31 protein-coding genes and 1 tRNA gene are annotated in these 25123 nt (G+C 68.9%); 5 read left to right on the forward strand and 27 right to left on the reverse strand.

Translation table 11 applies throughout. From position 1 onward, the window contains the following. Nucleotides 1-4 precede the first annotated feature (4 nt). The 6 genes from ACZ63E_RS11980 to ACZ63E_RS12005 all read right to left on the reverse strand — a co-directional run bounded on the left by ACZ63E_RS11980 (nt 5) and on the right by ACZ63E_RS12005 (nt 4012). Nucleotides 5-1279, reverse strand: a complete 1275-nt coding sequence (locus ACZ63E_RS11980; RefSeq protein WP_465335967.1) for a hypothetical protein — start codon at nt 1277-1279, stop codon at nt 5-7. Beyond that, complete coding sequence (locus ACZ63E_RS11985; RefSeq protein WP_465335968.1) at nt 1279-1881, reverse strand: DUF3558 domain-containing protein; 603 nt, start codon at nt 1879-1881, stop codon at nt 1279-1281. Before ACZ63E_RS11985 ends, ACZ63E_RS11980 begins: the two co-directional genes overlap by 1 nt. Beyond that, entirely contained in the window at nt 1878-2333 is a 456-nt protein-coding gene (locus ACZ63E_RS11990; RefSeq protein WP_465335969.1) for a hypothetical protein, read from the reverse strand. Before ACZ63E_RS11990 ends, ACZ63E_RS11985 begins: the two co-directional genes overlap by 4 nt. Nucleotides 2334-2431: 98 nt before the next feature. Then, complete coding sequence (locus ACZ63E_RS11995) at nt 2432-2794, reverse strand: hypothetical protein (protein WP_465335970.1); 363 nt, start codon at nt 2792-2794, stop codon at nt 2432-2434. A 112-nt stretch (nt 2795-2906) separates the two neighbouring features. Continuing rightward, nucleotides 2907-3083, reverse strand: coding sequence for a DUF397 domain-containing protein (locus tag ACZ63E_RS12000; protein ID WP_465335971.1), 177 nt, complete (start codon nt 3081-3083; stop codon nt 2907-2909). A 20-nt stretch (nt 3084-3103) separates the two neighbouring features. Beyond that, a complete protein-coding gene (locus ACZ63E_RS12005; protein WP_465335972.1) occupies nt 3104-4012 on the reverse strand; it encodes a helix-turn-helix domain-containing protein in 909 nt (302 codons plus the stop codon). Nucleotides 4013-4214: 202 nt separating this feature from the next. On the opposite strand from ACZ63E_RS12005, the gene ACZ63E_RS12010 reads away from it, so the two are divergent. Further along, complete coding sequence (locus ACZ63E_RS12010; protein WP_465335973.1) at nt 4215-4553, forward strand: hypothetical protein; 339 nt, start codon at nt 4215-4217, stop codon at nt 4551-4553. A 1-nt stretch (nt 4554) separates the two neighbouring features. Here the strand turns inward: ACZ63E_RS12010 and ACZ63E_RS12015 are convergent, their stop codons facing one another. The 14 genes from ACZ63E_RS12015 to rplJ form a co-directional block, all read right to left on the reverse strand. Then, a complete protein-coding gene (locus ACZ63E_RS12015) occupies nt 4555-5499 on the reverse strand; it encodes a hypothetical protein (RefSeq protein ID WP_465336110.1) in 945 nt (314 codons plus the stop codon). Nucleotides 5500-5586: 87 nt separating this feature from the next. Then, nucleotides 5587-6183 (reverse strand): hypothetical protein, encoded by a 597-nt coding sequence (locus ACZ63E_RS12020; RefSeq protein ID WP_465335974.1) that lies wholly within the window; start codon nt 6181-6183, stop codon nt 5587-5589. A 36-nt stretch (nt 6184-6219) separates the two neighbouring features. Further along, entirely contained in the window at nt 6220-7485 is a 1266-nt protein-coding gene (locus tag ACZ63E_RS12025; protein WP_465335975.1) for an MCE family protein, read from the reverse strand. Beyond that, nucleotides 7485-8663 (reverse strand): MCE family protein, encoded by a 1179-nt coding sequence (locus ACZ63E_RS12030; protein WP_465335976.1) that lies wholly within the window; start codon nt 8661-8663, stop codon nt 7485-7487. Before ACZ63E_RS12030 ends, ACZ63E_RS12025 begins: the two co-directional genes overlap by 1 nt. Beyond that, the gene (locus ACZ63E_RS12035) at nt 8660-9844 is read right to left on the reverse strand and encodes an MCE family protein (protein ID WP_465335977.1); all 1185 of its coding nucleotides are present in this window, start codon (nt 9842-9844) and stop codon (nt 8660-8662) included. Before ACZ63E_RS12035 ends, ACZ63E_RS12030 begins: the two co-directional genes overlap by 4 nt. Further along, nucleotides 9841-10827: an MCE family protein gene (locus ACZ63E_RS12040; RefSeq protein WP_465335978.1), complete on the reverse strand. Its 987-nt coding sequence runs from the start codon at nt 10825-10827 to the stop codon at nt 9841-9843. The genes ACZ63E_RS12035 and ACZ63E_RS12040 overlap by 4 nt, the downstream gene beginning before the upstream one ends. Continuing rightward, nucleotides 10824-11852: an MCE family protein gene (locus ACZ63E_RS12045; protein ID WP_465335979.1), complete on the reverse strand. Its 1029-nt coding sequence runs from the start codon at nt 11850-11852 to the stop codon at nt 10824-10826. The genes ACZ63E_RS12040 and ACZ63E_RS12045 overlap by 4 nt, the downstream gene beginning before the upstream one ends. Then, nucleotides 11849-13174 (reverse strand): MCE family protein, encoded by a 1326-nt coding sequence (locus ACZ63E_RS12050; protein ID WP_465335980.1) that lies wholly within the window; start codon nt 13172-13174, stop codon nt 11849-11851. Before ACZ63E_RS12050 ends, ACZ63E_RS12045 begins: the two co-directional genes overlap by 4 nt. Beyond that, a complete protein-coding gene (locus tag ACZ63E_RS12055; protein ID WP_003060266.1) occupies nt 13171-14007 on the reverse strand; it encodes an MlaE family ABC transporter permease in 837 nt (278 codons plus the stop codon). The genes ACZ63E_RS12050 and ACZ63E_RS12055 overlap by 4 nt, the downstream gene beginning before the upstream one ends. A 4-nt stretch (nt 14008-14011) precedes the next feature. After that, nucleotides 14012-14764, reverse strand: coding sequence for an MlaE family ABC transporter permease (locus ACZ63E_RS12060; protein WP_465309407.1), 753 nt, complete (start codon nt 14762-14764; stop codon nt 14012-14014). Between the two features lie 38 nt (nt 14765-14802). Beyond that, nucleotides 14803-16014, reverse strand: a complete 1212-nt coding sequence (locus ACZ63E_RS12065; RefSeq protein ID WP_465308609.1) for an ABC transporter ATP-binding protein — start codon at nt 16012-16014, stop codon at nt 14803-14805. Between the two features lie 288 nt (nt 16015-16302). Next, nucleotides 16303-16440 carry a hypothetical protein gene (locus ACZ63E_RS12070; protein WP_465308607.1) on the reverse strand — a complete coding sequence of 46 codons (138 nt, stop codon included), beginning with the start codon at nt 16438-16440 and terminating at the stop codon, nt 16303-16305. Between the two features lie 108 nt (nt 16441-16548). Further along, on the reverse strand, nt 16549-16935 hold the full coding sequence (rplL, locus tag ACZ63E_RS12075) for a 50S ribosomal protein L7/L12 (RefSeq protein ID WP_465308605.1): 387 nt from the start codon (nt 16933-16935) through the stop codon (nt 16549-16551). Between the two features lie 49 nt (nt 16936-16984). After that, entirely contained in the window at nt 16985-17539 is a 555-nt protein-coding gene (gene rplJ / locus ACZ63E_RS12080; protein WP_465335981.1) for a 50S ribosomal protein L10, read from the reverse strand. A 314-nt stretch (nt 17540-17853) separates the two neighbouring features. Here rplJ and ACZ63E_RS12085 point away from each other — a divergent pair, with 314 nt between their 5' ends. After that, nucleotides 17854-18705, forward strand: a complete 852-nt coding sequence (locus tag ACZ63E_RS12085; protein ID WP_465335982.1) for a hypothetical protein — start codon at nt 17854-17856, stop codon at nt 18703-18705. 6 nt (nt 18706-18711) lie between these two features. Here ACZ63E_RS12085 and ACZ63E_RS12090 read toward each other — a convergent pair whose 3' ends face one another. The 6 genes from ACZ63E_RS12090 to ACZ63E_RS12115 all read right to left on the reverse strand — a co-directional run bounded on the left by ACZ63E_RS12090 (nt 18712) and on the right by ACZ63E_RS12115 (nt 22302). Then, nucleotides 18712-19485 carry an alpha/beta fold hydrolase gene (locus ACZ63E_RS12090; protein WP_465335983.1) on the reverse strand — a complete coding sequence of 258 codons (774 nt, stop codon included), beginning with the start codon at nt 19483-19485 and terminating at the stop codon, nt 18712-18714. Nucleotides 19486-19555: 70 nt separating this feature from the next. After that, nucleotides 19556-20275: a 50S ribosomal protein L1 gene (gene rplA, locus ACZ63E_RS12095; protein ID WP_284747830.1), complete on the reverse strand. Its 720-nt coding sequence runs from the start codon at nt 20273-20275 to the stop codon at nt 19556-19558. A gap of 77 nt (nt 20276-20352) precedes the next feature. Continuing rightward, a complete protein-coding gene (gene rplK / locus ACZ63E_RS12100) occupies nt 20353-20790 on the reverse strand; it encodes a 50S ribosomal protein L11 (protein WP_043781763.1) in 438 nt (145 codons plus the stop codon). Between the two features lie 74 nt (nt 20791-20864). After that, complete coding sequence (gene nusG / locus ACZ63E_RS12105; protein ID WP_465335984.1) at nt 20865-21689, reverse strand: transcription termination/antitermination protein NusG; 825 nt, start codon at nt 21687-21689, stop codon at nt 20865-20867. Nucleotides 21690-21762: 73 nt separating this feature from the next. Further along, the gene (gene secE / locus ACZ63E_RS12110) at nt 21763-22203 is read right to left on the reverse strand and encodes a preprotein translocase subunit SecE (RefSeq protein WP_465308594.1); all 441 of its coding nucleotides are present in this window, start codon (nt 22201-22203) and stop codon (nt 21763-21765) included. A 26-nt stretch (nt 22204-22229) separates the two neighbouring features. Next, a tRNA-Trp gene (locus ACZ63E_RS12115) sits at nt 22230-22302 on the reverse strand. Between the two features lie 206 nt (nt 22303-22508). Here ACZ63E_RS12115 and ACZ63E_RS12120 point away from each other — a divergent pair. After that, nucleotides 22509-23432, forward strand: coding sequence for a TIGR03619 family F420-dependent LLM class oxidoreductase (locus ACZ63E_RS12120; RefSeq protein WP_465335985.1), 924 nt, complete (start codon nt 22509-22511; stop codon nt 23430-23432). A 4-nt stretch (nt 23433-23436) separates the two neighbouring features. On the opposite strand, the gene ACZ63E_RS12125 is transcribed toward ACZ63E_RS12120, so the two are convergent. Further along, nucleotides 23437-23652, reverse strand: coding sequence for a hypothetical protein (locus ACZ63E_RS12125; protein WP_465308590.1), 216 nt, complete (start codon nt 23650-23652; stop codon nt 23437-23439). Nucleotides 23653-23787: 135 nt separating this feature from the next. Between ACZ63E_RS12125 and ACZ63E_RS12130 the strand changes: the two genes are divergently transcribed. Together ACZ63E_RS12130 and ACZ63E_RS12135 are read left to right on the forward strand one after the other, a co-directional pair. Beyond that, nucleotides 23788-24138: a GntR family transcriptional regulator gene (locus ACZ63E_RS12130; protein ID WP_465308588.1), complete on the forward strand. Its 351-nt coding sequence runs from the start codon at nt 23788-23790 to the stop codon at nt 24136-24138. Continuing rightward, on the forward strand, nt 24135-25091 hold the full coding sequence (locus tag ACZ63E_RS12135; RefSeq protein WP_465335986.1) for a hypothetical protein: 957 nt from the start codon (nt 24135-24137) through the stop codon (nt 25089-25091). Before ACZ63E_RS12130 ends, ACZ63E_RS12135 begins: the two co-directional genes overlap by 4 nt. Nucleotides 25092-25123 lie beyond the last annotated feature (32 nt).

The following is a 25123-nucleotide window of genomic DNA, read 5'->3' on the forward strand; positions in this document are numbered from 1 at the left end:
GTCACTACATGCCGATCGTCGGGGGAACCGTCTTCACGTCCTTCGGCGGTCCGAACAGTTCGTCGGGATCGGGCTCCTGAAGGACGGAGAGCCGCTTGTGCTCCTTGTCCTCTTCTTTTTCGCCGCGGCCCATCGGTCCGCCGACGCCCGGAGTGCCGGGCTTTCCGGCGGCACCGGCCGAGCCCGGCCGGACGGAGCCGGGTTCGGTGAACCGGCCGGTGCCGCTGCGTCCGCCGGGCTCGCCGACGCCACGAGGTGTGCCTGGCTCGCCGCCGCGCGGGGTGCCCGGCTCGCCGAGACGGCCGCCGGTTCGTGCGCCGGGCTCACCGATACCGCCCAGCTCGCCGACGCGACCGGTTCCGCCGCGACCTCCCTCGATGAAGCGTCCGCCGGTGACGGAACCGCCGCCCGGGGTATCGAACGATGTCGCACCGCCCGAGCCGTTGGTGCCGAGCCGGGAGCCGATGTCACCTGAACCGCCGTCGCGGCCGAAGGCCGGGTTCTGCCCTCCCGAGGCGGTGACCGGCGGCGTCACCCCAGACGTGTGCGTGGTGTCACCGGGGTGTGACGGCCGAGTGTCCGGTTGCCCGGACGTGTGCGTGGTCTCGCCAGGCTGCGGAGTGTCCGGCTGCCCGGGCGTGTTCGGGCGCTGCTGCTGCCAGGACGTGTCCTGGCCCTGGACCTGCGTGTTCCGCCGGGGTGGCTGGACCTGGTCGTCGTGCCCGCCGGGCGGGGTGACCGGCGGTGGCTTCTCGGCGTGCTCGATGTCCGTCCCGCCGGAGGGGAGGGTGAGGTCGCCGTAGTCCTGCGGCAGGCCGGCGGTGTTGCCACCGGTCTGGCCGTTGTAGGTGCCGTAGTGCTGGACGACTTCCTGCGCCTTCGCGTTCCAGCTCGCGATTTCCTCGTCCTTGTTGGTCAGCATCGGCAGGTTGCGGCTGAGGAAGTCGTCACTCGGCTGCGGGCCGGGGCCATCGCCGACCTTGTTCCGCAGGTCGGCGTAGTCGCTGCCCTGCGTGACGAGCGCGCCCCGCGCGGCGCCGAGGTGCACGGCGCTGACCTCGGACGCGGCCAGCAACGGCCCCGCCCCGGCCTGCGCCTGACCGGCGGCGTTGCCGGTCCAGGCTTCACTCATGGCGGATTGCAGGCGGGTCATCATGTCCCGCGCCTCGACGTGTTTGGCCGCGGTTTCCTCGGCGATCCGGCTGGATTCGAAGAGGCTCTCTGGGCCGTCGCCGGACTTCAGCATGTCGACGATCTGCTGGGCGGTGTACTCGGTCATCAGGCCCCCGCCTTCATCGTCGAGACCGCCATTTCCGTCACCTTCTGCAGAGTCGGACAGGGATCCCCGTAGATCTGGGCATCGGGGCGCAATGAAATCTGCACACTGTAAAGAAGATCGTCACGAACACCGACGGCAAGTTGGCAGTGATCCTTCGGCGCAGCATCATCATCCAGCAGCACGCCGGGATAGCCTGAGACATCAGCAACAGGCTGAAAGAACTTCGACCCCCCGTCTTTTTGCTGCTGATAGGTGTTGGCGAGACTGCTGCCAGCCGTTAGGAATCTGCTACCGATGGTGAAGCCAACCTCATCGATTGCACGCCAGTCGCAACCCGGCCCCAAACTGCTCGGGTTGGGCGTCGGCTTGATCGTGATACCAAGTTGAGCGAGCTGACCCGGCGTGAGCACGGAACACGGATCCTGCTCGTACCGGGCGGTGTCGAGCGGCTGGCTCACCTTCGGCACGTCTGGGTCGCCGCTCGCAGAGGGTTCCGAGGTACCCACGGCCGTCGAGGGCGAGGCATGACCGGTGACACCACTAGAACAACCGACGACCAGCACAGCCGCCGATAGCACCATCGCAAATTTCCAGCGCTTCACCGGTCAGTCCCCATGACGTTGAACGAGTGGCTTGCCGAACCATCGGCCTGCTGATACTTCTCGATCATCTTCTCAAGCGAAACGACATACTCATTTGCATACTGCCACTGCTGTTTGATGCTATTCGAATACAACTCCGCATGCGCCTTCGCCGCCGCGTTGTTGGCAGTGCTTGCCTCGTCGGCTGCCGGCGACTTGACCAGCTTGAGCTCGTAGCCGCTCTCTTGGAGATCGCCGAGCAGGTCGCGGAGGTCTTTCCACTGCGGGAGCAAAGCCTGCATCTGCTCCACGTCCAGCCTGAAGCCGCCGCCCGCACCACCACCGGCGTCCGCCTGCTCCAGGCGGGCCTGGAGGCGCATCATCTCCGCCACGTGGGCGCCTCTCAAAGACGGGTCGTCCGAAGGTACCCGGTAGCCGGCCGAACCAGTCACCATGCGTCCGAAATCAGGCATGCAGAACTTCCTCCCCGAAGTCCCGTGAGCTCACGCACACGCTCTGTCAGCAGATCACGGTATCAGACGCAGGAGAGCAGGTCAGCGGTTCCGCAGGGTCAGCGCCTCACCCAGACGGAGGCCAGAACACGGTCCCGTTCGGCGGCGGGGAGGGTGCCGAGCAGGAAGACGACCGCCACGCCGTCCGGGGTGTGGACCGGGTAACCGCGCAGGTCCAGCTGCAGCAATCCGGACATCAGGTCGGCCGGCACACACCGGTCTTCGATGACGAAGATCGTCGCTCCGCGGCCGGGAGCGCCAGTACGGGTGTTGTGCGGGACGCCGCCGACGGCCATCGACCGCGGGCCGGACAGCCGGGGCAGCAGGCCTTCCGCCAGAACCTTCCTCAGCGCGGCGTCCACGTCGAGCGTGCCGGTGACCAGTCCGGTGCCCAACAGTCCTTCCGACCGGTCGACGTTCACGCACCGGCTCCGGCCGTAACTCTGCAGCTCGAAACGCGCCGGTCCGAGCTGCATTCCCTCGGCGACGCGGTTCCAGCCCGAATCAGCGCCGCACGCCGACGTCAGAAGCGCGCTAACGAACAGCAGCCAGGAACGCCGACCACGCCTGGACCTCGAAGTGCTGCGTCCCGCCTTCGCGGTCCTTCGTGTCACGGACGTACACCGCCTGCGACACCGCCACCTCGACACAGTTGCCGTTCGCGTCGCCGCTGTAGCTGCTCGTCCGCCACGGCAACTTCTGGTCGGGCATCCCTACCTCGCTTCAGCCGATCACCCATCCTGGGCCACCAGCTTAGCGAGGAAGGTCCGAGCCTCATCACCGTCGAGTACCACCCGGCGCAATCGCTCGTAGGCCGCCGCATACTCCTGGATCAGCAAGCCGTCTTCGGGATAGGTGCCACCCGCGAAGTCTTCGATGTAGACGAGCGACCCACGTTCAGGCAGCTTCAGGATGCAGAAATTCGAACGCGCCGAGAACGCCTCGTCCTTGTTCGGTGTCGGCTTCGGCACGAACGGCAGCACCTGCAACCGGACGTTGTCCCGCTCCGAAACGTCGATCAAGTGCTCCAGCTGCGCCCGCATCACCTCGGCACTCCCGATCCGACGCCGCAGGCACGCTTCGTCGATGATCACGTCCAGCCCCAGCGGCGCCGGCTCCGTGCGGAACAGCTTCTCCTGCCGGTTCATCCGGATGTCGAGCTTGACGTCGATCTCCTGGCTGCCCGCGTACGGCGCGCCCGCCTCGAGCAGCGCCCTGGCGTAGTCACGGGTTTGGAGCAGCCCATTGATCACGGCGTTGTCGTAAGCGACGATCTCCCGCGCGTCCGCCTCCAAGGCGACATATCGCCGCGCGGTCGCCGGGACAGCCTCCTGGTACAGCGCCCGTCGCCGCTTCCGCCGCCGCGGCCACGGGATCGCCGCCAGCCGCAGCGCTTCGGCGGCCGAAGTGTCATCAGCGCCGTAAAAATCCAGCAGCGCCGCGACCTCGTGGACCGGAATGCCCTGCTTGCCGTTCTCGACCAGGCTCATCTTCGCCGGCGAGCAGCTCAGGTGGACACACGCCTCGGCCGCCGTGTGCTCGGCATCCTCCCGAAGCTCGCGCAGGATGATGCCGAGCTGGATGCGGGCGACGATCGGGTCGTCGGACGTCGGCGGCAGGGACCGGTCTTTCGGAGGCATACCGGCAAGCGTGGCCTGTCCGCATCGCTGAACGCAATCACTCCATCGTGCAGTTCTAGAGACTAAACTTTAGTCGTAAGTTGACGCAATAAACTCACTTTGGCGGCCGAGCCACTTCGACGCGGACCGCGTCCACCTGCTCGCGGCGAACGGACGCGGCCGGTGCGGTGCCCGGATCGGCGCACCCTTCAGTCACTGCGCGGTGTGCACTCTGCTGGACGAAGGCGTCAACCGGCCGCCGATCCGCAACGACCACGAAACCGGGAACGATCCCCTGCCGCCGTACCTGACCGCGCTGGAATCGCCCTTTCTCGACACCGATCCCCTGGCCGCGCGACGTTCGGCCGATGCCCTCGGCCCGCTCGGCGTCCGCCTGATCGAGGCGCACCTCGAACTCGACAACGCCCTGCGTGCTGTCTCGGAACCAAGCTCCCGTCGCGGCGGGCAGGTCCACCGGCAGCTGCGCGAAGCGATGGTCGCGCTCGAAGTCGCGATCGCCGCCTACGCGCACGCCGAAGAGACGCTGCGCTTCGCGAGCTGAGCTACTTGGAAGGCGACGGGGAAGCCGGAGCTTGGGTGGCCGCCGGGATCTTCGGCGCGTTGTAGGTGTCCATGTCGGTGATCTTCCACTTGTCGCCCTGGAGCTGGGCGTTCAGGTGGAGCTGGGCGGTGCCCGCGGTCGTCTTCTTCGTGTCCGTGCGGGTCGAGGTCTGGTCGACGAAGACCATCACCTTCGCCAGGTCGTCGTTGAGCATGATCACGGCGGCCCGGGTGACCTTGCAGGTCACGATCATCTTCTGCCCCGGCGCGAGCCGCTTCACCTCGCCCATCAGCGAGTTGTACTTGTTCTTGACGTCGTCGTTGGCGAGCAGGTCGTTCGCCGCGTCCTCGGTCTTCTTGATGTTGTTGAAGTCGTAGGAGAACAGCGCCTCGGCCGCCTTCGACACGGCGTCCTTGACCTGCGCGGTCTTCGCGACGTCCAGCAGCGCGGTGTTGCTCGTCGCCTTCGAAATCGCGTCCTCTTTCGAATGGAACCAGTACGCCAGCCCGCCCAGGAGCAGCGCCACGACCACCAGCGCGGTCGCGATCAGGTACGGCCTCGGCGAAGGCAGGCCCGCCGCCGGGACGGGCTTCTCCGTCGAAGCGGCCTCGGCCTCGGCTTCGGAGACGTCGGACGGCTTCGCGATGCCGGTGTCCCGCCGCTTCCGCCGCGGCGCCGGAGCTTCCTCGGCTTCGCCGGTGAGGGCGTCGACCTCGACCGGCTCTTCGGTGTCGACGGCGGCGAACACCGCGGTGTCCTCGGCGGGCGCCGTGTCGAGCTGCCCGCTCGTGGCCTCGAACGACTCCGGCTTGGCGGCTGGGCGCGGCACCGGACGCGGAGCGGGCCGGGGCCGCGGCTTGCGCGCCCCTTCGGGCGGCACCGCGGGGAGCTGGCCGGTGCGCTCGGCGGGCGACTCGTCCGTCGAGGGCTTGCGCAGCCCGGCCACGCGGGGCCGGCGCGGCGGCGGGGTGCTGCTGCTGCGAGGCGGCTGGCGGCGGGAGGGGGGCACTACGAGCTCCTTCTGCGTGACGCTCTACTGGCCGGCCGCGACGAGCGGGACGCTGTCGATGCCGGACAGCTTCCACTCGTCGCCGACGCGGGTCATCGACACCTCGAGGCGCAGCGGCTTCGCGCTGCTCTTGTCGCCCTGGGTGACGGTCGTGGCGATCGCGGCGAGGAAGCTGGCCTTGCCTTCGTGGTCGTCCAGCTCCTCGACGGCGATGTCCTGGACGTCGGTGGTGACCTTCGTCTTGGCGTCGGAGAGCGCCTTGCGGAACGTGGGCGCCGACTGGTCGATCTGCTGCGACATCTTGTCGTCCGACACGGCCTTCTGCCGGGCGAAGAAGCCGTCCAGGTCCTGGTAGTCGACCTCGGTGTAGGCCTTCAGCGCGCTGGTGCCCGCCTTGACGACGGCTTCGCGCGACGCGGCCAGGCCGGCGTTGTCGTCGTTCGCCGCCGCCCACCACATGATCCCGAAGATCGCCGCGGCGATCAGGGCGGCCAGCGCCAGCGCGGCCGCGCCGAAGACCAGGATCCGTGAGGACGACTCGTTCGCCGGCTTCGCGGCGGTGGCCCCGGACGCCTCTTCGGGCTCCGCCACCGCGACCGCGGCCTGCTCGTCCGTACTCATGACACTCCAGGGTAGGTAACGGTCATCAAATCCACGTCAGGCGAGGCCCAGCAGCGAGCCCAGGCTGTTCAGGCTCACGCCGGGGCTGCCGACGATGCCCGGCACACCCCGGGTGTTGCGCTCGTCGGCGAGCTCCTCCGCCGGCCGGTTCGCGTTGGCCGACACGTCGGCGTCGCTCGGCGCGACCGGCACCCCGCCGTACGGCGCGTTCTGCGCCCCGCGCACGTTGATGGGGCTGCCCTTCGGTTCGGCACAGTACGCGTCCTCCTTCGCCGGCTTCGCCGACGTGTCCGCGCCCGTGCGGTACTGCGAGTACGGGAGGTAGCCCTTGGTGCAGGCCGGCGGGTTGAAGAGGTTGAGCACCAGCCCGAGGTGCGCGGTGCCGTCGCCGGGCGCGACGCTGCTCGCCGCGCCGGCCAGCGCCGGGTACGTCACGAGCCCCTGCTCGATCCCGTCGAGCCGGGTCACGGTCAGGTTCGCCGTGGTGAGCAGGTTCGCCGTCAGCGCGCCGAGGCCCGGGCCGGACTCCTGCAGCACCTGGCTGATCTGCGACGCCACCTGCGGCGTGATGCCGATGAGCTTGCGCAGGTCGCCGTCGGAGTTCTTCAGGGTGCCGGTGAGCTCGTTGAGGCTCTTGCTGAACGACGCGAAGTTCTGCGCCTGGTCGTTCTGCGTGTCGAGCACCTGGCCGCCGGCGTCGAGCAGCTGGATGGTCTGCGGCAGGTACTCCTGCGCGGTCGTGGTGAAGCTGCGCGCGGTGTCGAGCAGCTTCTGCAGGTCGCCGCCGGTGCCGCGGAAGGCGTCGTAGGACTCGTCGACGACCGTGCGCAGCGAGTCGACCGGGACCGAAGCGGCGAGCGTGTCGAGGTCGCCGATCAGCCGCTCGGTGCTGACCGGGGTGGTCGTCTTCGACGCCGGGATGACCGAACCCGCCGCGAGGTACGGGCCCTTGTCGGCCTTGGGCCGCAGGTCGACGTACTGCTCGCCGACCGCCGAACGGTTGGCGACGACGGCGTCGAGGTCCGCGGGCACCTGCGGCGCCGACGGGTCGATGTTGAGGTCCGCCTCGAGCCCGGTCCGGGTGAGCCGCAGCTCCCCCACCCGGCCGACGTTGTAGCCGCGGTAGGTGACCTCGGCGTTGGTGAAGATGCCGCCCGACTCGTTGAGCTCGAGCTTCACCGTGTAGCCGCTGCTGCCGAACACGCTGCCGAGCCCGGCGAACCGGATCAGCGCGTACACGATCGCCACGACCGAAATGACCGCGAACGCGACCAGCTGGATCCTCGTCCTGCGTACCAGCATCAGCCGTTACCTCCCGAAAGCAGCCCGAAGAGGTTGCCGAGCCCCGGCTTGGTCTGGCCGGACTGCCCGTTCTCCCCGGGGATCGGGAGCGGCGGCGGCTGGTTGGCCGGCGTGCCCGAGACCCCGCCGGTCAGGCCGTCCAGCGGCAGCTGGCCGGCCAGGATGTTCTGCCGGCTGTTGCCGAGGTTCTCGACGACGGTCTTCAGGTTCAGGTCGACCTTCGCGAACAGGTTGAAGTAGTCGCCCTTGACGTCGTTGACGGCCTGGTCGCTGAACGGGAACGTCAGCAGGATCTCCAGCGCCTTCGGCAGGTCGTTGCCCGCCTCGCCGAGCTTCTGCAGCGTCGGCGTCAGCGCCTTCAGGTCGGCCACGAGGTCCTTCTGCGACGCGTTCACCGTCTCGGTGGCGACGCCGGAGAGGTTGTTCAAGGCGTTGAGCATGGTGACCAGCTGGCCGCGCTGCGACTCCAGCACCCCGAGCCCCGGCCCGAGGTTGTCGACCGCGCCGACCAGCTTGTCCTTCTGGTCGTTGAGCGTCGAGGACAGCCGGTTCAGCCCGTCGAGCGCCCGGGTGATGTTGCGCGACTGGTTGTCCAGGTTGGTGACCAGCTGGTTCGCGTTGTCCAGCAGCGCCTTGATGTCCGGCTCGCGCCCGGACGTGGCGTTGTTGAGCTCCTTGGTGATGGTGTTGAGCTGGTCGACCCCACCGCCGTTGAGCAGCAGCGACAGCGCGCCGAGCAGCTCTTCGACCTCGACGCTGCGGTTCGTGCGGGCCAGCGGGATCGTCGCGTTGTCGGCGAGCTTGCCCTGGGCCTGGTCGTCACCGGGCGAAGCCAGCTCGACGTACTTCTCGCCGAGCAGGCTGGACTGCTTCACGTTGGCCAGCGCGTTGGCCGGCAGCTTGACGTCGCCGTTGACCTTCAGCGTCACCAGCGCGTGCCAGCCGTCCTTGGTGAGCCCGACGTTCTCGACCCGCCCGATCGGCACCTCGTTGACCTTCACCCCGGCCTGCGGGGTGAGGTCGAGGACGTCCCGGAACTCGACGTTCACCGTGTACGGGTGGTCGCCGAGGTCGGCGCCGCCGGGCAGCGGCAGGTCGTAGATGCCGTTGAACGCGCACCCGGACAGCGTCAGCGCCGACACGGTGGCCAGCGCACCGACGGTCAGGAGCTTCTTCACTGGCCACCTCCGTAGAGCTGCCCGGCGATGGGCAGCGGGAGCGGCGGCAGCTGACCGGACTGCAGGGCCTGCACGGTCTGCGCCACGGACGGCAGCGGGATCACCTTGTCGACCACGCCCGCGATGCTCTCGCAGGCGTTGCCGAGCACGTCGGGGATGTTGTTGGTGCCGACCTGCTTGAGCAGCCGGCAGATCATCACCAGCGGCGGCTGGGTGAGCTCGTTGAGGTTCGGCCGGGCGTCGAGCGTGCCGGCCGAGCCGTTGTAGGTGTTGACCAGGTTGCTCAGGCCGACCGGCGCGACGTCGAGGATCTCGGCGAGCGAGCTGCGCTGGTCGACGAGCACCTTGGTGACCCCGGCCAGCTTGTCCACGTTGGACTTGAGCCGGTCGTGGTTCTGGTCGATGAACGCCTGCACCGCGGTGAGCGTGGTGCCGAGCTGCTGCACGGTCGCGGCGAGGTTGTCCTTTTCGGACGCCAGGAAGCCGCTGACGTCGGCGAGCTGGCCCTCGAAGGTGCGGACCTGCTTGTCGGAGTCGGCCAGCGTCTGGGAGAACTTGCCGAGGTTCTCGACCGTGGAGAACAGGTCGTCCTTGTTGCCCGACAGCGTGCCGGCCGCCTGGCCGAGCTTGGTGATCGTGTCGTGCAGGGCCTGGCCGTTGCCGTCGACGTTGGCCGCCGCGGTGTTCAGCAGGTTCGACAGCGAGCCGTTCTTGTTGGCGCCGTTCGGGCCGAGGGTCTCGCTGACCCGGGCCAGGCTGGAGGCCAGCTGGTCGACCTCGAGGGGCACCTCGGTGCGGTCGAGGCCGATGACCGCGCCGTCGGAGATCCGCGGGCCGCCGGTGTAGGCGGGCGCGAGCTGGACGTAGCGGTCGGACACCAGCGACGGCGCCACGATGAGCGCCTTGGCGTCGGCCGGGACGGCGACCGAGCGGTCGTACTCGAACTCGACCTTCACCTGGTTGCCCATGGGCTGGATCTTGGTGACCGTGCCCATGTCGACGCCGAGCATCCGGACGCTGTTGCCCTCGTACAGGCCGACGGCGCCGGCGAAGTACGCGGTCAGGTGGTTGCGGCCGGCGTCCTTGAGGGTCCACCAGATCCCGCCGGCGACGACCAGCGCGAGCACGATCGCGATGGTGAAGCCCCGGGTCAGGGCCATTCCGAAGCGGGTGTCACTCATTTCGTGTAGCACCCCTCTTCGTTGATCGGGCCGAACGACGGCAGGACCAGGCCGCAGATGTAGTTGTCGAACCAGCGGCCGTTGCCGATGGTGTTGGTGAAGACGCGGATGAACGGCGCGAACTTCTTGATGCCCTCGGCCAGGGAGTCCTGGTTGCGCTGCAGCATCGAGGTCAGCTGGTCCAGCGAGGTGAGAACCGGGTCGAGCTGCTTGCCGTTGTCGTCGATCAGGCCCTGCAGCTGCGTCGCCAGTTCGCGGGAGCCGTTCAGCAGCGACGTGATCGCGTCTTCGCGCTTCGACAGCTCGTCGAGCAGCTTGTTGCCGTCGGTGAGCAGCTTCTGGACCTCGGCGTCGCGGTCGACCAGCGTCTGCGACACCTCGCGGGTGTTGGCCAGCAGGTTCGACAGCTGCGAGTCGCGCGAGGCGATCGTGTCGGACAGCTTCGACAGCCCCGACAGCGCGCCCTTCACGTCTTCCGGCGTGTTGGCGAAGGTCTGCGAGATCGTGTCGAAGCTCTGCGCCAGCTGCTTCGTGTCGATGTTGTCGACCGTCTGCGAGAGCCCGCGGAACGCGTCGAGCACGTCGTAGGGGGCCATCGTGCGGTCCCGCGGGATCGGGGCGCCCGGGTTGAGCGAGCCCTCCCCCTGCGGGTCGAGCGACAGGTACTTCTGGCCCAGCAGCGTCTTGATCTTGATCGCGGCGCTCGTCCGGTCGCCCAGCCAGGCGTCCTTGACCTTGAACGACACCTTCACCGACGCGCCGTCGAGCTCGATGTCGCTGACCTTGCCGACCTTGACCCCGGCGATCCGGACGTCGTTGTCCTGCTGCAGCCCGGAGGCCTCGCTGAACTCGGCGGTGTAGGTGGTGCCGCCGCCGATCACCGGCAGGTCGTCGGAGTTCAGCGCGGCGATGAACCCGAGCGCCAGGACGGCGATGCCGACCAGCGCGATCGGGACGGGGTTGCGCTTCTGGAACGACTTCATCCCTTGCACCTCTCCCGGTTGAGAGGCACCAGCGGGAGCGACACTTCGGGGATCAAGGGGGGCAAGCTGACGCTCCCGGAGAACTCGCAGGCGTAGAAGTTGAACCAGGAGCCGTAGTCCGCGGTGCGGGTCAGCGTGCTCACCTTGGTCGGCAGGAACTGGATGAAGTGCTCCAGCTCCGGCTCGTTCTTGTTCAGCTGGTCGGTGAGGTTCCCGAGGGCGCTGATGTCGTTCTTCAGGGGCTCGCGGACCTCGCCCAGCAGGCCGGACGTCGTCTGGGCCAGGTTCCCGAGGCTCTCGATCGCGTCCCCGATCGGCTTGCGGTCCGCGGCCAGCCCGGACACCAGCTGCTGCAGCTTGACGATCAGGTCGTTGAGCTGCGGGGTGTGCGCGTTGACCGTGTCGAGCACCGAGTTGAGGTTGTCGATGACCTGGCCGATGACCTGGTCCTTGTCGGCGATCGTGGTGGCCAGCGACGCGGTGTGCGACAGCAGGCTCTCGACGGTGCCGCCCTCACCCTGCAGGACCTGGATGACCTCGTAGGACAGCTTGTTGACGTCGTCCGGGTTGAGCGCGGTGAACAGCGGCTTGAAGCCGTTGAACAGCTCGGTCAGGTCCAGCGCCGGGGTCGTCCGGTCGAGCGGGATGGTGCCGCCGGGCTGCAGCGTCTTGCCGCCGGAGTTCTCGCCCTCGCCGAGCGAGACATACCGCTGGCCGACCAGGTTGCGGAACTTGATCTGCGCGGTCACCCCGGCCGGCAGCTGCCGGCCCGAGTCGACCTCGAACTCGACCTCGGCCTGGCGCTTGTCGACGATCTTGACGTCCTTGACCTGCCCGACCCGGACGCCGGCGATGCGGACGTCGTCGTTGGGCAGCAAGAGCGTCGCGTCGGTGAAGCGCGCCTTGTAGCCGTTGGTGCTGGTGGTGTTGATGTTGGCGATGCTGATCCCGAGGATCGTCGTGAACAGCACGGTGACGACCACGAAGACACCGAGCTTGATCAGCGGCGCGAGCAGGCCCCTCACTTCACCGTCACCTCCGCCCCGCGGTAGAGCGGACCGACGAGCAGCGAGCTCCAGTCCGGCACGTCCGCGGCGTTCATGCCCAGCTGCGGGCCCAGCAGGTCGGCCAGGAAGCCCTGCTCCGCCGTCGAGTAAGCCAGGTCACCGCCGGCGGCGCCGTTTCCGGCCGCGTCCGCCTTGAACTTGGCGGGGTTGAGGCCCTCGCCGACGCTCTTCGGCGCGGCCTGGTGCAGCGTGCCGTCCTTGAACGCGCCGTCCGGCGGCTCCGACGGGAACGGCTTCGGGATGTCCTTGATGTCGTAGCAGCGCGGGCCGCGCTTGTCGTCGAACCGCGGCTCTTCCTTGCCCGCCTCGTAGGGGGCGCGCGGCACGATGATCTCGATCGTCGCGTGCAGGCCGGGCTTGTCGGTGCCCTTGCCCAGCGCCTGGTCGATCAGCGGCACGTTCTTGGCCATCTGGGAGATCACGCAGGGGTACTCCGGCGCGTACTTCGCCAGCAGCTCGGCCGTCGGCCGGGCGGTGTCGACGAGGGAGATGATGTTGTCCTTGTTGTTCTGCAGGAACGTCTGCAGGTCCACCGAGGCCTGGGTCAGGCTGCCGTAGAGGCTGGAGAGGTTCTGCTGCTGGTCGACGACCGTGCGGGTCGTCGTGCTCAGGTTGTCCAGGCTCTGCACCAGGTCCGGCGCCGAGTCCTTGAGGTGGTCGGAGAACTCCGCGAGCGCCTTGAGGTTGTGCTGCAGCTCCGGCTCGTGCGGGTTCAGCTCGCCGATGTAGGTGCCCAGCTGCGTCAGCGTGTCGCCGAGCTGGTCACCGCGGCCCTGCAGCGCGGTCGAGATCGCGGTGAGCGTCGCCGACAGCTTCTGCGGCTGCACCGCCTGCAGCACCGGCATGAGGTGCTCGAACGCCTGGTCCAGCTCGACCGCGCTCGACGTGCGGTCCTGCGGGATGACGTCGCCGCTGGCGATCGTCCTGGCCGACGGGTCCTTCGGGATCTCCAGCGAGACGAACCGCTCGCCGAAGAGGGTCTTCGGCAGGAACCGCGCCGAGACGTTCTCCGGGATCAGCTTCGCCGACTCCGGCTTGAGCGCGAGGGTCAGCTCCGCGCCGCGGTCGGTGGCGACGATGTCCTGCACCGACCCGACGATCAGCCCGCGCACCTTGACGTCGGACTGCTTGATCAGCTGGTTGCCGATCTTGTCGGCCTGCAGCTTGACCGTGACGACGGAGGTGAACGCCTTGTCGTACATGGCGATGGACAGCGCCACCCCGCCGACCATCACGGCGACGAGCGCCAGGCCCAGCAGCCTGCGTCGGAGCGTCCTCATCCCGCGATCCTTACCGTGACGTCGGTTCCCCAGATGGCGAAGCCGATGAAGAAGTTCATGATCGACACCGTGACGATGGACAGGCGCACGGCCTTGCCGACGGCGACGCCGACGCCGGCCGGGCCGCCGGTCGCCCGGTACCCGAAGTAGCAGTGCGACAGGATGATCAAGACGCTGAAGAGCAGCACCTTGATGAACGAATACAGCACGTCCTGCGGTGGTAAGAACAGGTCGAAGTAGTGGTCGTAGGTACCGGCCGACTGGTTGTAGATGTAGATGACGACCAGTCGTGACGCGAGGTACGAGCTCAGCAGGCCGATGATGTAGAGCGGGATGACCGCGACGAACCCGGCGATGATCCGCGTTGTCACCAGGTACGGCAGGCTCGGCACACCCATGACTTCGAGCGCGTCGATCTCCTCGGAGATCCGCATCGCGCCGAGCTGCGCGGTGAACCCGGCGCCGACGGTGGCGCTCAGGGCGAGGCCGGCGACCAGCGGCGCGATCTCCCGCGTGTTGAAGAACGCCGTCAGGAAGCCGGTGAAGGCCGACGTCCCGATCGAGTTCAGCGCCGAGTAGCCCTGGAGGCCGACGAGGACACCGGTGAACAGCGTCAGGCCGACCATCACGCCGACCGTGCCGCCGATGACCGCGAGCGAACCGGACCCGAAGCTCACCTCGGCCAGCAGCCGGAGGACTTCCTTCGTGTAGCGGCGCAGCGTCCGCGGTGTCCACAGCAGCGCCCGGCCGTAGAACGACATCTGGTCGCCGAGCGTGTCCAGCGTCTGGAGCGGTCGGTTGGCGACGCGTTTCGCGCCCTGGAGGAACGTCATGGCGCTAGTCCAGCTTTCCGGGCACGATCTGCAGGTAGATCAGGGTGATCACGAAGTTCACCACGAAGAGCATGAGGAACGTGATGACCACCGACTGGTTCACCGCGTCCCCGACACCCTTCGGGCCGCCGGAGGGGTTGAGCCCCCGGTAGGACGCGACGACGGCGGCGATGAACCCGAAGATCAGCGCCTTGAGCTCGCCGACCCAGAGGTCGGGCAGCTGCGCGAGGGCGGAGAAGCTCGCCAGGTACGCACCCGGCGTCCCGCCCTGCAGCACGACGTTGAAGAAGTAGCCGCCCAGCACGCCGATGACGCTGACCATGCCGTTGAGCAGCAACGCCACGAGCATCATCGCGAGCGTGCGCGGCACGATCAGCCGCTGCACCGCGGAGACGCCGAGCACCTCCATCGCGGCGATCTCTTCGCGGATGGTCCGGGCGCCGATGTCGGCGCAGACGGCCGAGCCGCCCGCGCCCGCCACCAGCAGCGCGGTGACCAGCGGGCTGGCCTGCTGCACGGTGGCGAGCACGGAGCCCGCGCCGGTGTAGGACTGCGCGCCCAGCTGGCGGGCGAGCGACCCGAACTGCAGGGAGATGACCGCGCCGAAGGGGATGGCCACCAGTGCCGTCGGCAGGATCGTCACGCTCGCGATGAACCAGGCCTGCTGGATGAACTCCCGCAGCTGGAACGGGCGCTGGAAGATGCCACGAACGATGTCGAGGCCGAGAGCGAACAGGTTCCCGGTTTCGCGCAGCATGCCGATTCCGGGGATCTTCGCCTGTGAAGCGGGAGAGCTCACCTGCCACCTGGCCCGTTGTTCGGCGGCGGTGGCATCCGGTGCGAGCCACCGGGTCTCGGCGGCTGGCCGCCGCCCGGGATGCGGGCCACCTGGTCGGCGGGCAGCTGACCGTGGTGCTGGTTCGGGACGCCGTCACCGGGCCGGGCGCCGGCCGGGACCTGCTGCTGTTGCTGCAGCTGCTGCTGGGCCTGGGCGACCTGCCGCGGGCTGACGCCGTAGTGACGCTGCTCCTCGGGGCTCAGCGAAGCGATGATGCCCTGCTGGGCGGCGTCCGGCAGCCGGTGCATGATCTCCATGACGCGGTCCTTGCGGCGCACGGCGCCCATCCGCTGCGGCACCCCCGGCGTCGTCTGCATCTGCGGCGGCACACCGGAGACGTCCTCGACGCCACCGGCGTGGTGCCCGGCGTCGAACATCGCCTGCTCGGCGGCCATCTGGGCGCTGTCCTTCTCCTCGGACATGCCGATCGGGCCCTGCATCTTGCCGTTGAGGAACTGCTTGACGACCGGCTCCTCGCTGGTCAGCAGCACCTCGCGCGGGCCGAACATGACCAGTTCCTTGCGGAAGAGCATGCCCAGGTTGTCCGGCACGGTCCGGGCCAGGTTGATGTTGTGCGTGACGATCAGGAACGTCGCGTCGATCTGCGCGTTGACGTCCAGGAACAGCTGCGAGATGTAGGTGGTGCGGACCGGGTCGAGGCCGGAGTCCGGCTCGTCGACGAGGATGATCTCGGGGTCCAGCACCAGGGCGCGGGCGAGGCCGGCGCGCTTGCGCATACCGCCGGAGATCTCGCCCGGAAGCTTCTTGTCGGCGCCGGCGAGGCCGGTCATCTCGAGCTTCTCCTGGACGATCCGGCGGATCTCCGTCTCGGACTTCTTCGTGTGCTCCCGCAGCGGGAACGCGACGTTGTCGTAGAGGTTCATCGAGCCGAACAGCGCGCCGTCCTGGAAGAGGACGCCGAAGAGCTTCCGGATCTCGTAGAGCTTGTGCTCGGAGCAGGTGACGATGTCGACACCGTTGATCACGCAGCGGCCGCGGTCGGGCTTGAGCAGCCCGATCATCGACTTGAGGAAGACCGACTTGCCGGTTCCGGACGGACCGAGCATCGCCGACACCTCGCCCGGGGGCAGCGTCAACGTGACGTCCCGCCAGATGGCCTGCTTACCGAAGGACTTGGTCAGGCCTTCGATGACCACCTCGGCACCCATCGCACCTCCAGGAGCTGTTCCGCGTCATTGCGCCCGCTGCCACACCCACGCCACCCACGTCGATGACGGGTGTGGGCCGCCGGGCCCCGTGAACCCGCGTCAACCAGGTGCAACGAGCTGAGTGCGAACAGGTTACTCACCAGTTTTCTTTTCTGGCCAGCCTCGCGCCCATCGTCACCCCGCCGTGATCGGCAACTGGCAGCAACCTAGTCCACGAAAAGCGCCGTCGCAGACCGGCGGAGCCCCGAACCCACGATTTAGGGACCCGGGGCTATTCGGACACCGCTCCTAGGGGATCACCGCGAAGGCGACGAAGACCAGCAAGAACACCACGGGTGCGAGGACGGCGGCCGCCGAGAGCGTGAGGAGGGGCTGGCGCGCGGACAGCTGCTGCGCGAGGAGGTCGAGGTGCTCGGGGTCGGTCATGGTCGTCAAGTCGCTCCGGGAAGCTTCCGCGCAACACGGAAGGGGCGGGCATCCGAGTGGATGCCCGCCCCTTCACGAGGTGGTGCGTAGGCGCTTGCGCGCCCGGGATCACTTGATGGTGACCTTGGCGCCCGCAGCCTCGAGCTTCTCCTTGGCGGCCTCGGCGGCCTCCTTGTCGACCTTCTCCAGGAGGGCCTTGGGAGCGGCCTCGACCAGCTCCTTGGCCTCCTTCAGACCCAGGCCCGAGACGACCTCGCGGACGACCTTGATGACCTGGATCTTCTTGTCGCCGGCGCCCTCGAGGACGACGTCGAACTCGTCCTGCTCCTCGGCGGCGGCCGGGGCAGCGGCACCCGGGGCGGCGGCCACGACGGCGGCCGGGGCGGCGGCGGTGACGTCGAAGGTGTCCTCGAACTCCTTCACGAACTCGGACAGCTCGAGGAGGGTGAGCTCCTTGAAGGCGTCGATCAGCTCGGCGGTGCTCAGCTTCGCCATGATGGCTTCCTCTCAGAAATACGAACTAGACGTTCGGGGTGGGGGTGGTTCAGCTCTCGGCGGGTGCTTCGGCTGCTTCGGTACCGGTGGCGTTGCGCTGCTTCTCCTCCAGCGCGGCAGCCAGGCGGACGACCTGGGACGCCGGCGCCTGGAACAGCGCGGCGGCCTGGGACAGCTTCGCCTTGAACGCGCCCGCCGCCTTGGCGAGCAGGACCTCACGGCTGTCGAGATCGGCGATCTTGTTGATCTCGTCCACGGACAGCGTCTTGCCGTCCATGTAGCCGCCCTTGATCACAAGCGCGTTGTTGTCCTTCGCGAAGTCGCGAAGCGCCTTGGCGGCGTCGACCGCTTCACCCTCGACGAAGGCGATGGCGGTGGCGCCGACGAACAGGTCCTCGAGCCCCGTGACGCCCGCGTCTTCGGCGGCACGCTTGACGAGGGTGTTCTTCGCGACCCGGTACTTGGCACTGGTGCCGAGAGCGCGGCGCAGCTGGGACAGCTGGGACACGGAGAGGCCGGTGTACTGGGTAACGACGGTGGCCGAGCTGGTGCGGAAGCTCTCCGCGATCTCGGCGACGGCCGCCACCTTGTCGGGCTTCGCCATGGTCGCCTCCTCTCTTGGCTAGTGTTTCCACTGGCCCGAAGAGCCCCCCGAAACGACAAAACGCCCTCGCGCAAGCAGGCGCGGGGCGTCAATCCGGCACAAAGCCGGGCCTCGTTCCTCCTGCGCGGGCCGCCCGACGGATGCGGGACCTTCGTTCCTCGTGCTCAGGGGAGCGCTCGGAAAACCAGCGGTCTTCGGTAGAACCGTTGTTCACTATACAAGGGTGGGTTGCGCGGTCTTCCGCGGGGCTGCCCTGACCTGCGTTTAGGGCGGCTGGGGGTTCCTTACCGCGCGTCGGCGGGCATCATGGTCACGTGGCGGAGCAGCGTGATGACGGAAAGCCGGGCTCGGACATCGAACCGGCGGGCTCCGGCACGCCCGCTCCCACGCCGCCGGTGGATCCGGCGGAGCTGGCGCAGTTCAGGCAGTTCCAGCAGTTCCAGGACTACCTGAAGTTCACCCAGGCCCAGCAGGGCAACCAGCCGGCGCCCCCGCCGGACGCCGGGCTCGTCCAGACCCAGCACCCCGTGCCGCAGCACGGAGCGGGCCAGCCGCCGGCGATTCCGCCGGGATACGAGCTGGTCCCGGCGGGTCGACGCGGCCGCAGTGGCCCGCCCCGGTGGGTGAAGTGGCTGGGTAAGAAGGTCATCGCCTGGGCGTTGGCGATCATCATCCTGGGTGTGGCGGGAACCTGGCTGTACAACCACTTCTTCCCCAACGACGCCGGGAAGACGTCGGCCCAGCTGGCCCAGGAAGGCGGCGGGACCTACCACACCAACCGCATCCTCTCGACCAGCCCGTACGAAGCCGTCCGCGAGGTCTACGACGCCGTCGCGCAGAACCTCGTCCCGCAGGCGTGCGGGCGGATGGACGAGCCCGTCCAGCAGAAGTTCGCCCAGGACCTGGGCTACGCCGACTGCCAGGTCGCGGTGCACGAGCTGAACCGCAAGGTCACCAGCAAGAACGACTACGCCGAGTCGATGCCTTCGTACGTGTCCGAGCCGCTGCCCGGCGACCGGTTCACGATCAGCTCGTGCCGGTTCGGCGTCAAGGGCGGTCCCGCGCTCGGCGCGTTCACCGTGCAGAAGGTCGACAAGAGCCAGTGGCTCATCACGGCCCACACGAACGAGCCCACCCCGTGCCCGGCGGCGCCGCCGACGAGCTGAGGGTGCTCAGCGGGGGTGCGGCGCCGACAGGAACGCGACCAGTGACTCCGAGAACGCCGGCGACATCACCGCCGTCATGTGGTCGCCCGGGATTCTCACCAGCCTGGCTCCCGCGATCGCCGCCGCCAGTCTCTCCGGTTCGGCGGCCAGCAGGTCCTGGTCTCCCGCCAACACCAGCGTCGGGACCCCGATCGACGACAGATCCAGGTGCCCCTCCCGCGAAGCCAACGCCACCGCGGCCAGCGCCTGACGATCGCCGCCGGTGGCGTCCGCCAGCAGGCGGAACGGAACCCCCGACGGGGGGACCGTCGACGGGTCCTCGGCCAGCAGCGCCGAAGCGATGTCCGCCGGCTTCACGACCCTCAGGTCCACGCCGCCGAAGTCGACGATGCCCGAGCCCACTCCTCCCGTTGCCAGGCAGCGGATGCGCTTGTCCGCTGCCGTTGCGGCCAGGGCGATGATCGCTCCCATCGAGTAGCCGACCAGGGAGACCTCGTCCAGGGCCAGCTCGTCCAGCAGGGCCGAGATGTCGCGGGCCATGCTGTCTTCGGTGTAGCGGGACTCGTCGTGGGGCTTCTCGGAACGGCCGTGGCCGCGCGCGTCCAGGGAGATCACCGTCAGGCCCGCCGCACGGAGGGCCGCCACGACGCCCGTCGAGATCCAGTTCGCGTTCGTGTCGGCCGCGAAGCCGTGTTGCAGCAGCACCGGGCGGTGGGCGCCGTCGCCCTCCCACACGGTGTAGTTCAACCGGAGGCCGTCGAACGACGCGAAAGTCGGCATGCCGTCCATCAGACACGAAAAAAGGGCGCCCCCGCAGCAAGCGGGGGCGCCCTTTCCGGTGATGTCCGACTCAGACGTTCGCGTCCTCGGAAAGGAGGTTGCGGGTCCGCAGCGGGTCGACCGGGATGCCCGGGCCCATCGTCGTGGTGAAGGTGACCTTCTTCAGGTACCGGCCCTTCGCCGACGACGGCTTGGCGCGGAGGATCTCGTCCAGCGCGGCCGCGTAGTTCTCGACCAGCTTCTCCGTGTCGAAGGAAGCCTTGCCGATCACCAGGTGCAGGTTGGCCTGCTTGTCCACGCGGAAGTTGATCTTACCGCCCTTGATGTCCTTCACGGCCTTCTCGACCGCGGGGGTCACCGTGCCGGTCTTCGGGTTCGGCATCAGGCCACGCGGGCCGAGGATGCGGGCGATGCGGCCCACCTTGGCCATCTGGTCCGGCGTCGCGATCGCGGCGTCGAAGTCGAGCCAGCCACCCTGGATGCGCTCGATCAGCTCGTCGGTGCCGACCGCGTCCGCGCCGGCGGCCTCGGCCTCGGCGGCCTTGTCGCCGACGGCGAAGACGATGACGCGGGCGGTCTTACCGGTGCCGTGCGGCAGGTTCACGGTGCCGCGGACCATCTGGTCGGCCTTGCGCGGGTCCACACCGAGACGCATCGCGACCTCGACGGTCGCGTCCATCTTGGTCTTGGAGGTCTCCTTCGCCAGCTTCGCGGCATCGAGGGGCGCGTACAGCCGCGCCTTGTCGATGAGCTCCGCAGCCTGGCGGTATGCCTTGCTGTGCTTGGTCATGCTTCTGTCCTTAACTTCTCAAAAACGGATCAGTGTGGTGACGAGCCGCACCCGGCTCTCCCACGTACTGCGGTGGATCAGGCGTCGACGACCGTGATGCCCATCGAACGAGCGGTGCCGGCGATGATCTTCGCCGCCTGGTCGATGTCGTGCGCGTTGAGGTCGGTCTCCTTGGTCTTGGCGATCTCGCGGACCTGGTCCCAGGTGACCTTGGCGACCTTGGTCTTGTGCGGCTCGCCGGAGCCCTTCTCGACGCCCGCGGCCTTGAGGAGCAGCTTGGCGGCCGGCGGCGTCTTCAGCTTGAAGTCGAACGACCGGTCTTCGTACACGGAGATCTCGACCGGGACGACGTCCCCGCGCTGCGACTCGGTCGCGGCGTTGTAGGCCTTGCAGAACTCCATGATGTTGACGCCGTGCTGACCCAGGGCCGGGCCGACCGGCGGAGCGGGGTTGGCCGCGCCCGCCTTGATCTGCAGCTTGATGATCGCCGCAAGCTTCTTCTTCTTGGGTGGCATTTCTTTTCCTGTCCTGTACTACGTTCCCCGCGTACCTGCCGTGGACGTGGGGACTGCGGCCGACCGAGCGGCCGTCAGATCTTGGAGACCTGGGTGAACGACAGCTCGACCGGGGTCTCCCGGCCGAAGATCGACACCAGGACCTTCAGCTTCTGCCCGTCGACGTTGACCTCGGAGATCGTCGCCGGCAGCGTGGCGAACGGGCCGTCCATGACCGTGACCGACTCGCCGATCTCGAAGTCGACCTCGACGGCCGGGCCGCCGAGCGGCGCCGCGGTCGTCGTGGACTCGCCCTTGCCGGCCTTCGCCGGGGCTTCCTTCTCGACCTGCGGGGCGAGGAACTTCAGCACCTCGTCCACGGTCAGCGGCGACGGCCGCGAGGTGGCGCCGACGAACCCGGTGACACCCGGCGTGTTGCGCACCGCGCTCCACGAGGCGTCGTTCAGGTCCATCCGGACCAGGATGTAGCCGGGCAGCACCTTGCGCTGCACCTGCTTGCGCTGGCCGTTCTTGATCTCGGTGACCTCTTCGGTCGGGACCTCGATCTGGAAGATGTAGTCCTCGACGTCCAGGGTCGTGGTCCGGGTCTCGAGGTTGGTCTTCACCTTGTTCTCGTACCCGGCGTAGGAGTGCACGACGTACCACTCGCCGGGCGCGGCCATCAGCTCGGCGCGCAGCGTGGCGACCGGGTCGTCGTCCGCCGCGGCGGGCTCGGCCTCGTCGGCCGCGGCCTCTTCCGGAGCGGCCTCGGCGTCGGCAGGGGCGGTTTCGTCGACCTCGTCGGACACCTCGACGGGCTCGAGGTGCGCGGACTCCTCGTCACCGAGTGCCGCGTGCACCTGCTCGTCGGAAAGCTCGGTCAGGTCGTGACCGGCTGATGTGCCGTTGTCGGAGGTCACGTTCCGTCCTCTCAGTTGATCATTGCCGGGGTCAGGCCGGGACCTGAGCCCCATCGGCGCGCGCCGAGGCGCGTCAGCCGAAAACGTGGCCGATGCCCCACTTGAACAGGAGATCCAGACCACTCACCAGGGCCACCATGAACACCACGAAGACCAGCACGACCGCGGTGTAGGTGACCATCTGCTTGCGGTTGGGCCAGATGACCTTGCGCAGCTCGGCCCACACTTCGCGGACGAAGCGCACCAGCCGCGCGAACACGGAGGCCTTCTTCGCCTTCTGGTCCCGCTTGGGAGTCGGAGCGCCCTTCGCGTCGGGGGCGGCCTTCTCCCCCGACTTCCCGGCCGGTCGGGACTTGTCGTCCGCACGTGCCGCGGACTTGCCCGCCGGACGAGCGGTCGCACGGCGTTCACGCCGGGCGGCGGCTGTGACGGGACGGGACGGGCTCTCGGGCTTCTGCCCGTTGCCGTCCTGCTCCTGCTCGCCGCCGCTGGCGTCGCTGTCGCTCACGACCACTCCTCCGCTCCACCAGTTCCGTTACGCAGGGGTGACAGGACTTGAACCTGCAACCTGCGGTTTTGGAGACCGCTGCTCTGCCAATTGAGCTACACCCCTGTGAGACTTCGATCTCTCGAAGCCTCGGTGGACGCCTTCCAGCATCCCCACCATCCAGGCGGGGATGACCGTAGTGCGTTCCAAGTCCCGAAGTCTACGGCAAGCCTCACGAGAGCCCGCAACCGCGCCCCCCGATCGACCGCCGAAGCCCGGTCGGCCTGCGGAAAACCTCCCGCCGACCCCTTGATCATGCCAGGATGTCCGCCATGACGAGCACCCCGGAGTCCCGCTCACCGGTGAGCGGGACGCGGCTCGGCCTGGCGCTCCCCCAGTACGGCGCCCTCGCCGACCCCGCCGCCGTCGCGCGCTTCGCGACCGCCGCGGAGGACCTCGGCTTCGGCTCGCTGTGGGTCGGCGACCGGATCCTGACGCCCCGGGAGCCGTCCGATCTCTACCCGGGCGGCGGGACGCCGGCGGAGCCGTACCCGAAGGAGTTCGAGACCTTCGCGGACCCGTTCACGACGCTGGCCACCGCCGCCGCCGTGACGCGGACCGCGCGCCTCGGGATGAGCGCGCTGACCGGGCCGGTCTATTCCCCGGTGCTGCTGGCCAGGGCCCTGACCTCACTCGACCTCGCCAGCGGCGGCCGGCTGGACGTCGGGTTCGGGCTCGGCTGGCTGCGCGAGGAGTACTTCGCGACCGGGGTGCCGTGGGCGGGCCGCGGCAAGCGGCTCGAAGACGTGCTCGACGCGCTGGAAGCGCTCTGGACCGGCGACCCGGCGGCGCACGACGGCCCGAAGTGGCGGATCGCGCCGTCGACGGTCGGCCTGCGCCCGGCGCAGCGGCCGCGGCCGCCGGTGCTGCTCGGCGGGTTCTCGCCGCCGGCGCTGGCGCGGGTCGGGCGCCGCGCGGACGGCTGGCTCGCCGGCTGGATGCCGAGGCAGTACCTCGACGGCCTCTGGTCGGTCGCGCTCGAAGCGGCCGAGAAGGCCGGACGCGACCCCGGCGCGCTGCGGCGGGTACTGCGGATCAACCCGCGCGCGGGCACCGGGGTCGCTTCGGTCGCGGACGTCCCGGCGTGCCTGGACGTCGCCCGCGAAGCGGGCATCACGGAGGTGCTGGTCGACCTGCACTACGTCGCGAAGGACGTCGACCACGCACTGGAGCTGGCGGCCGGACTGGCCGCCTGAGCGGTCAGGACTCGCTGTCGGCGAGGGTGGCCAGCGCCTGCGCCTTGGCCGCGTACTTCCAGTTCGCGAGGTCGCGGACCGTCTTGATCTTCAGCTCCGCGAGCAATTCGTCGTGCTTCGGCGTGAGCCCCTCGAGCGCGGACGGCGGGGCGTCCAGCAGCTCCTTGATCGACTTGTCTTCGTAAGCCTTGTCGACGAGCTTGTTCAGGTTCAGGCCCACAGCTTTTCCTGCCTTTCTCGGTTCGACTTCTTCCGGCGGGCCCCACCCTCGCCGTGATCCCCGCCGCACGCAACCATCGATCCCTCGTTCAGGTTCACCCGACCAAAGCCGGTTAGTTCTAGTACAGTTAGAACTATGTTGGTCCGGATCGACCCGAGCTCGACCGTCCCGCTCTTCGAACAGGTGGCGGCGTCGCTGCGCCGCGCCCTGGCGGACGGCAGCCCGGCCCCGGGCGAGCAGCTGCCACCCGCCCGCGAGCTGGCGACGGCGCTGGAGATCAACGTCCACACCGTGCTGCGCGCGTACGCCGTGCTGCGCGACGAAGGCCTCATCGACCTGCGGCGACGCCGGGGCGCCGTCGTGATCGGCGGGGCGTCGGCGCGGGCCCGGCTGGCCGAGCTGGCCGCCGAACTGGCCGGCGAGGCCAAACGCGCGGGTGTCGGGTTCGAGGAGCTCACCGGGATCCTGAAGGAGAAGTACTCATGACCAAGCTGATCCGGGTCCTGACCGCGACGGCCGTGCTGCCGGGCGCGGTGCTGGTCACCACCGGGCTCCTCGCGGGCGCCTGGGCCGGCCGGCTGCCCGACCCCATCGCGACGCACTGGAACGACGGGCCGGACGGCTCGACCCCGGCCGGGGTGTTCGTCACCGTGTGCCTGGCGCTCGGCGCGGTCGCGACGGTGGTCCTCGCGACGACGGCCGTCGCCGCGCTCCGCCGGGGCCGGCCGGTGCCGCGGGTCACCGTCGGGGTCGGCGCCGGGTTCGCCGTGCTGGCGCCGGCCACCCTGCTTTCGGTGCTCGTGCCCAACCTCGACGTGCCGGACTGGCACGCGGCGCGCAGTGGCGCGGTCGTGGTGCTGTTCCTGGCGGGCGCGGCCGTCCTCGGGGTCGTGGCGGCGTTCGTCGGCGGCCTCCCCGCCCCGGCCGTCGAAGCCAGCCCGGACCGCCCGAGCGTCGGGCTCCAGCCGGGCCAGCGTGCCTACTGGACGAGCCGAGCGGTGAACCCGGCGATGCTCTGGGCGTTGCTGCTGGTCCCCGTCGCGATCGGCCTGCTGCCCGCCGGGCTCTCCTGGCCGATGGCCGTCTGGATCGCGCTGGTCGGCACCCTCGTGACGGCGATGACCTACCGGCTGAAGGCGACCGTGGACGCCAAGGGCGTGACGATCCGCTTCGGCCTCCTCGGCGTCCCGTGGCGGCACATCGGGCTGGGCAGCATCCGCGAAGCCACGACACGCGACTTGTCGACGTTCGGCGACACCGGGCTCGGCCTGCGCTTCAACCCGGTGACCGGCACGACCGCCTACAAGGTGCGCGGCGGCCCGGCCATGGCGCTGGCGCTGGAAAGCGGGCGGACGGTGCTGGTCAGCGTGGACGACCCGGAGGGCGGCGCCGGGCTGGTGAACGACCTGCTCGCCCAGCGCGTCACCCGGATTGACTAGGTCGGCGCGGGTGCGGGCCCGGTAGAACGAAG

This window comes from Amycolatopsis sp. NPDC104819, from assembly GCF_055583145.1.

Bases quoted from the DNA above. Each gene is read 5' to 3' on its own strand.
- ACZ63E_RS12000 (WP_465335971.1), bottom strand. From the start codon at position 3,083: ATGCCCGACCAGAAGTTGCCGTGGCGGACGAGCAGCTACAGCGGCGAC.
- ACZ63E_RS12025 (WP_465335975.1), bottom strand. From the start codon at position 7,485: ATGCTGGTACGCAGGACGAGGATCCAGCTGGTCGCGTTCGCGGTCATT.
- ACZ63E_RS11990 (WP_465335969.1), bottom strand. From the start codon at position 2,333: ATGCCTGATTTCGGACGCATGGTGACTGGTTCGGCCGGCTACCGGGTA.
- ACZ63E_RS12065 (WP_465308609.1), bottom strand. From the start codon at position 16,014: ATGGGTGCCGAGGTGGTCATCGAAGGCCTGACCAAGTCCTTCGGTAAG.
- ACZ63E_RS12020 (WP_465335974.1), bottom strand. From the start codon at position 6,183: ATGAGTACGGACGAGCAGGCCGCGGTCGCGGTGGCGGAGCCCGAAGAG.
- ACZ63E_RS12120 (WP_465335985.1), top strand. From the start codon at position 22,509: ATGACGAGCACCCCGGAGTCCCGCTCACCGGTGAGCGGGACGCGGCTC.
- ACZ63E_RS11980 (WP_465335967.1), bottom strand. From the start codon at position 1,279: ATGACCGAGTACACCGCCCAGCAGATCGTCGACATGCTGAAGTCCGGC.
- ACZ63E_RS12060 (WP_465309407.1), bottom strand. From the start codon at position 14,764: ATGCTGCGCGAAACCGGGAACCTGTTCGCTCTCGGCCTCGACATCGTT.
- rplK (WP_043781763.1), bottom strand. From the start codon at position 20,790: ATGCCACCCAAGAAGAAGAAGCTTGCGGCGATCATCAAGCTGCAGATC.
- rplL (WP_465308605.1), bottom strand. From the start codon at position 16,935: ATGGCGAAGCTGAGCACCGCCGAGCTGATCGACGCCTTCAAGGAGCTC.
- ACZ63E_RS12130 (WP_465308588.1), top strand. From the start codon at position 23,788: ATGTTGGTCCGGATCGACCCGAGCTCGACCGTCCCGCTCTTCGAACAG.
- ACZ63E_RS12050 (WP_465335980.1), bottom strand. From the start codon at position 13,174: ATGAGGACGCTCCGACGCAGGCTGCTGGGCCTGGCGCTCGTCGCCGTG.
- ACZ63E_RS12090 (WP_465335983.1), bottom strand. From the start codon at position 19,485: ATGCCGACTTTCGCGTCGTTCGACGGCCTCCGGTTGAACTACACCGTG.
- rplA (WP_284747830.1), bottom strand. From the start codon at position 20,275: ATGACCAAGCACAGCAAGGCATACCGCCAGGCTGCGGAGCTCATCGAC.
- ACZ63E_RS12070 (WP_465308607.1), bottom strand. From the start codon at position 16,440: ATGACCGACCCCGAGCACCTCGACCTCCTCGCGCAGCAGCTGTCCGCG.
- ACZ63E_RS12005 (WP_465335972.1), bottom strand. From the start codon at position 4,012: ATGCCTCCGAAAGACCGGTCCCTGCCGCCGACGTCCGACGACCCGATC.
- ACZ63E_RS12055 (WP_003060266.1), bottom strand. From the start codon at position 14,007: ATGACGTTCCTCCAGGGCGCGAAACGCGTCGCCAACCGACCGCTCCAG.
- ACZ63E_RS12040 (WP_465335978.1), bottom strand. From the start codon at position 10,827: ATGAAGTCGTTCCAGAAGCGCAACCCCGTCCCGATCGCGCTGGTCGGC.
- ACZ63E_RS12035 (WP_465335977.1), bottom strand. From the start codon at position 9,844: ATGAGTGACACCCGCTTCGGAATGGCCCTGACCCGGGGCTTCACCATC.
- ACZ63E_RS12135 (WP_465335986.1), top strand. From the start codon at position 24,135: ATGACCAAGCTGATCCGGGTCCTGACCGCGACGGCCGTGCTGCCGGGC.
- rplJ (WP_465335981.1), bottom strand. From the start codon at position 17,539: ATGGCGAAGCCCGACAAGGTGGCGGCCGTCGCCGAGATCGCGGAGAGC.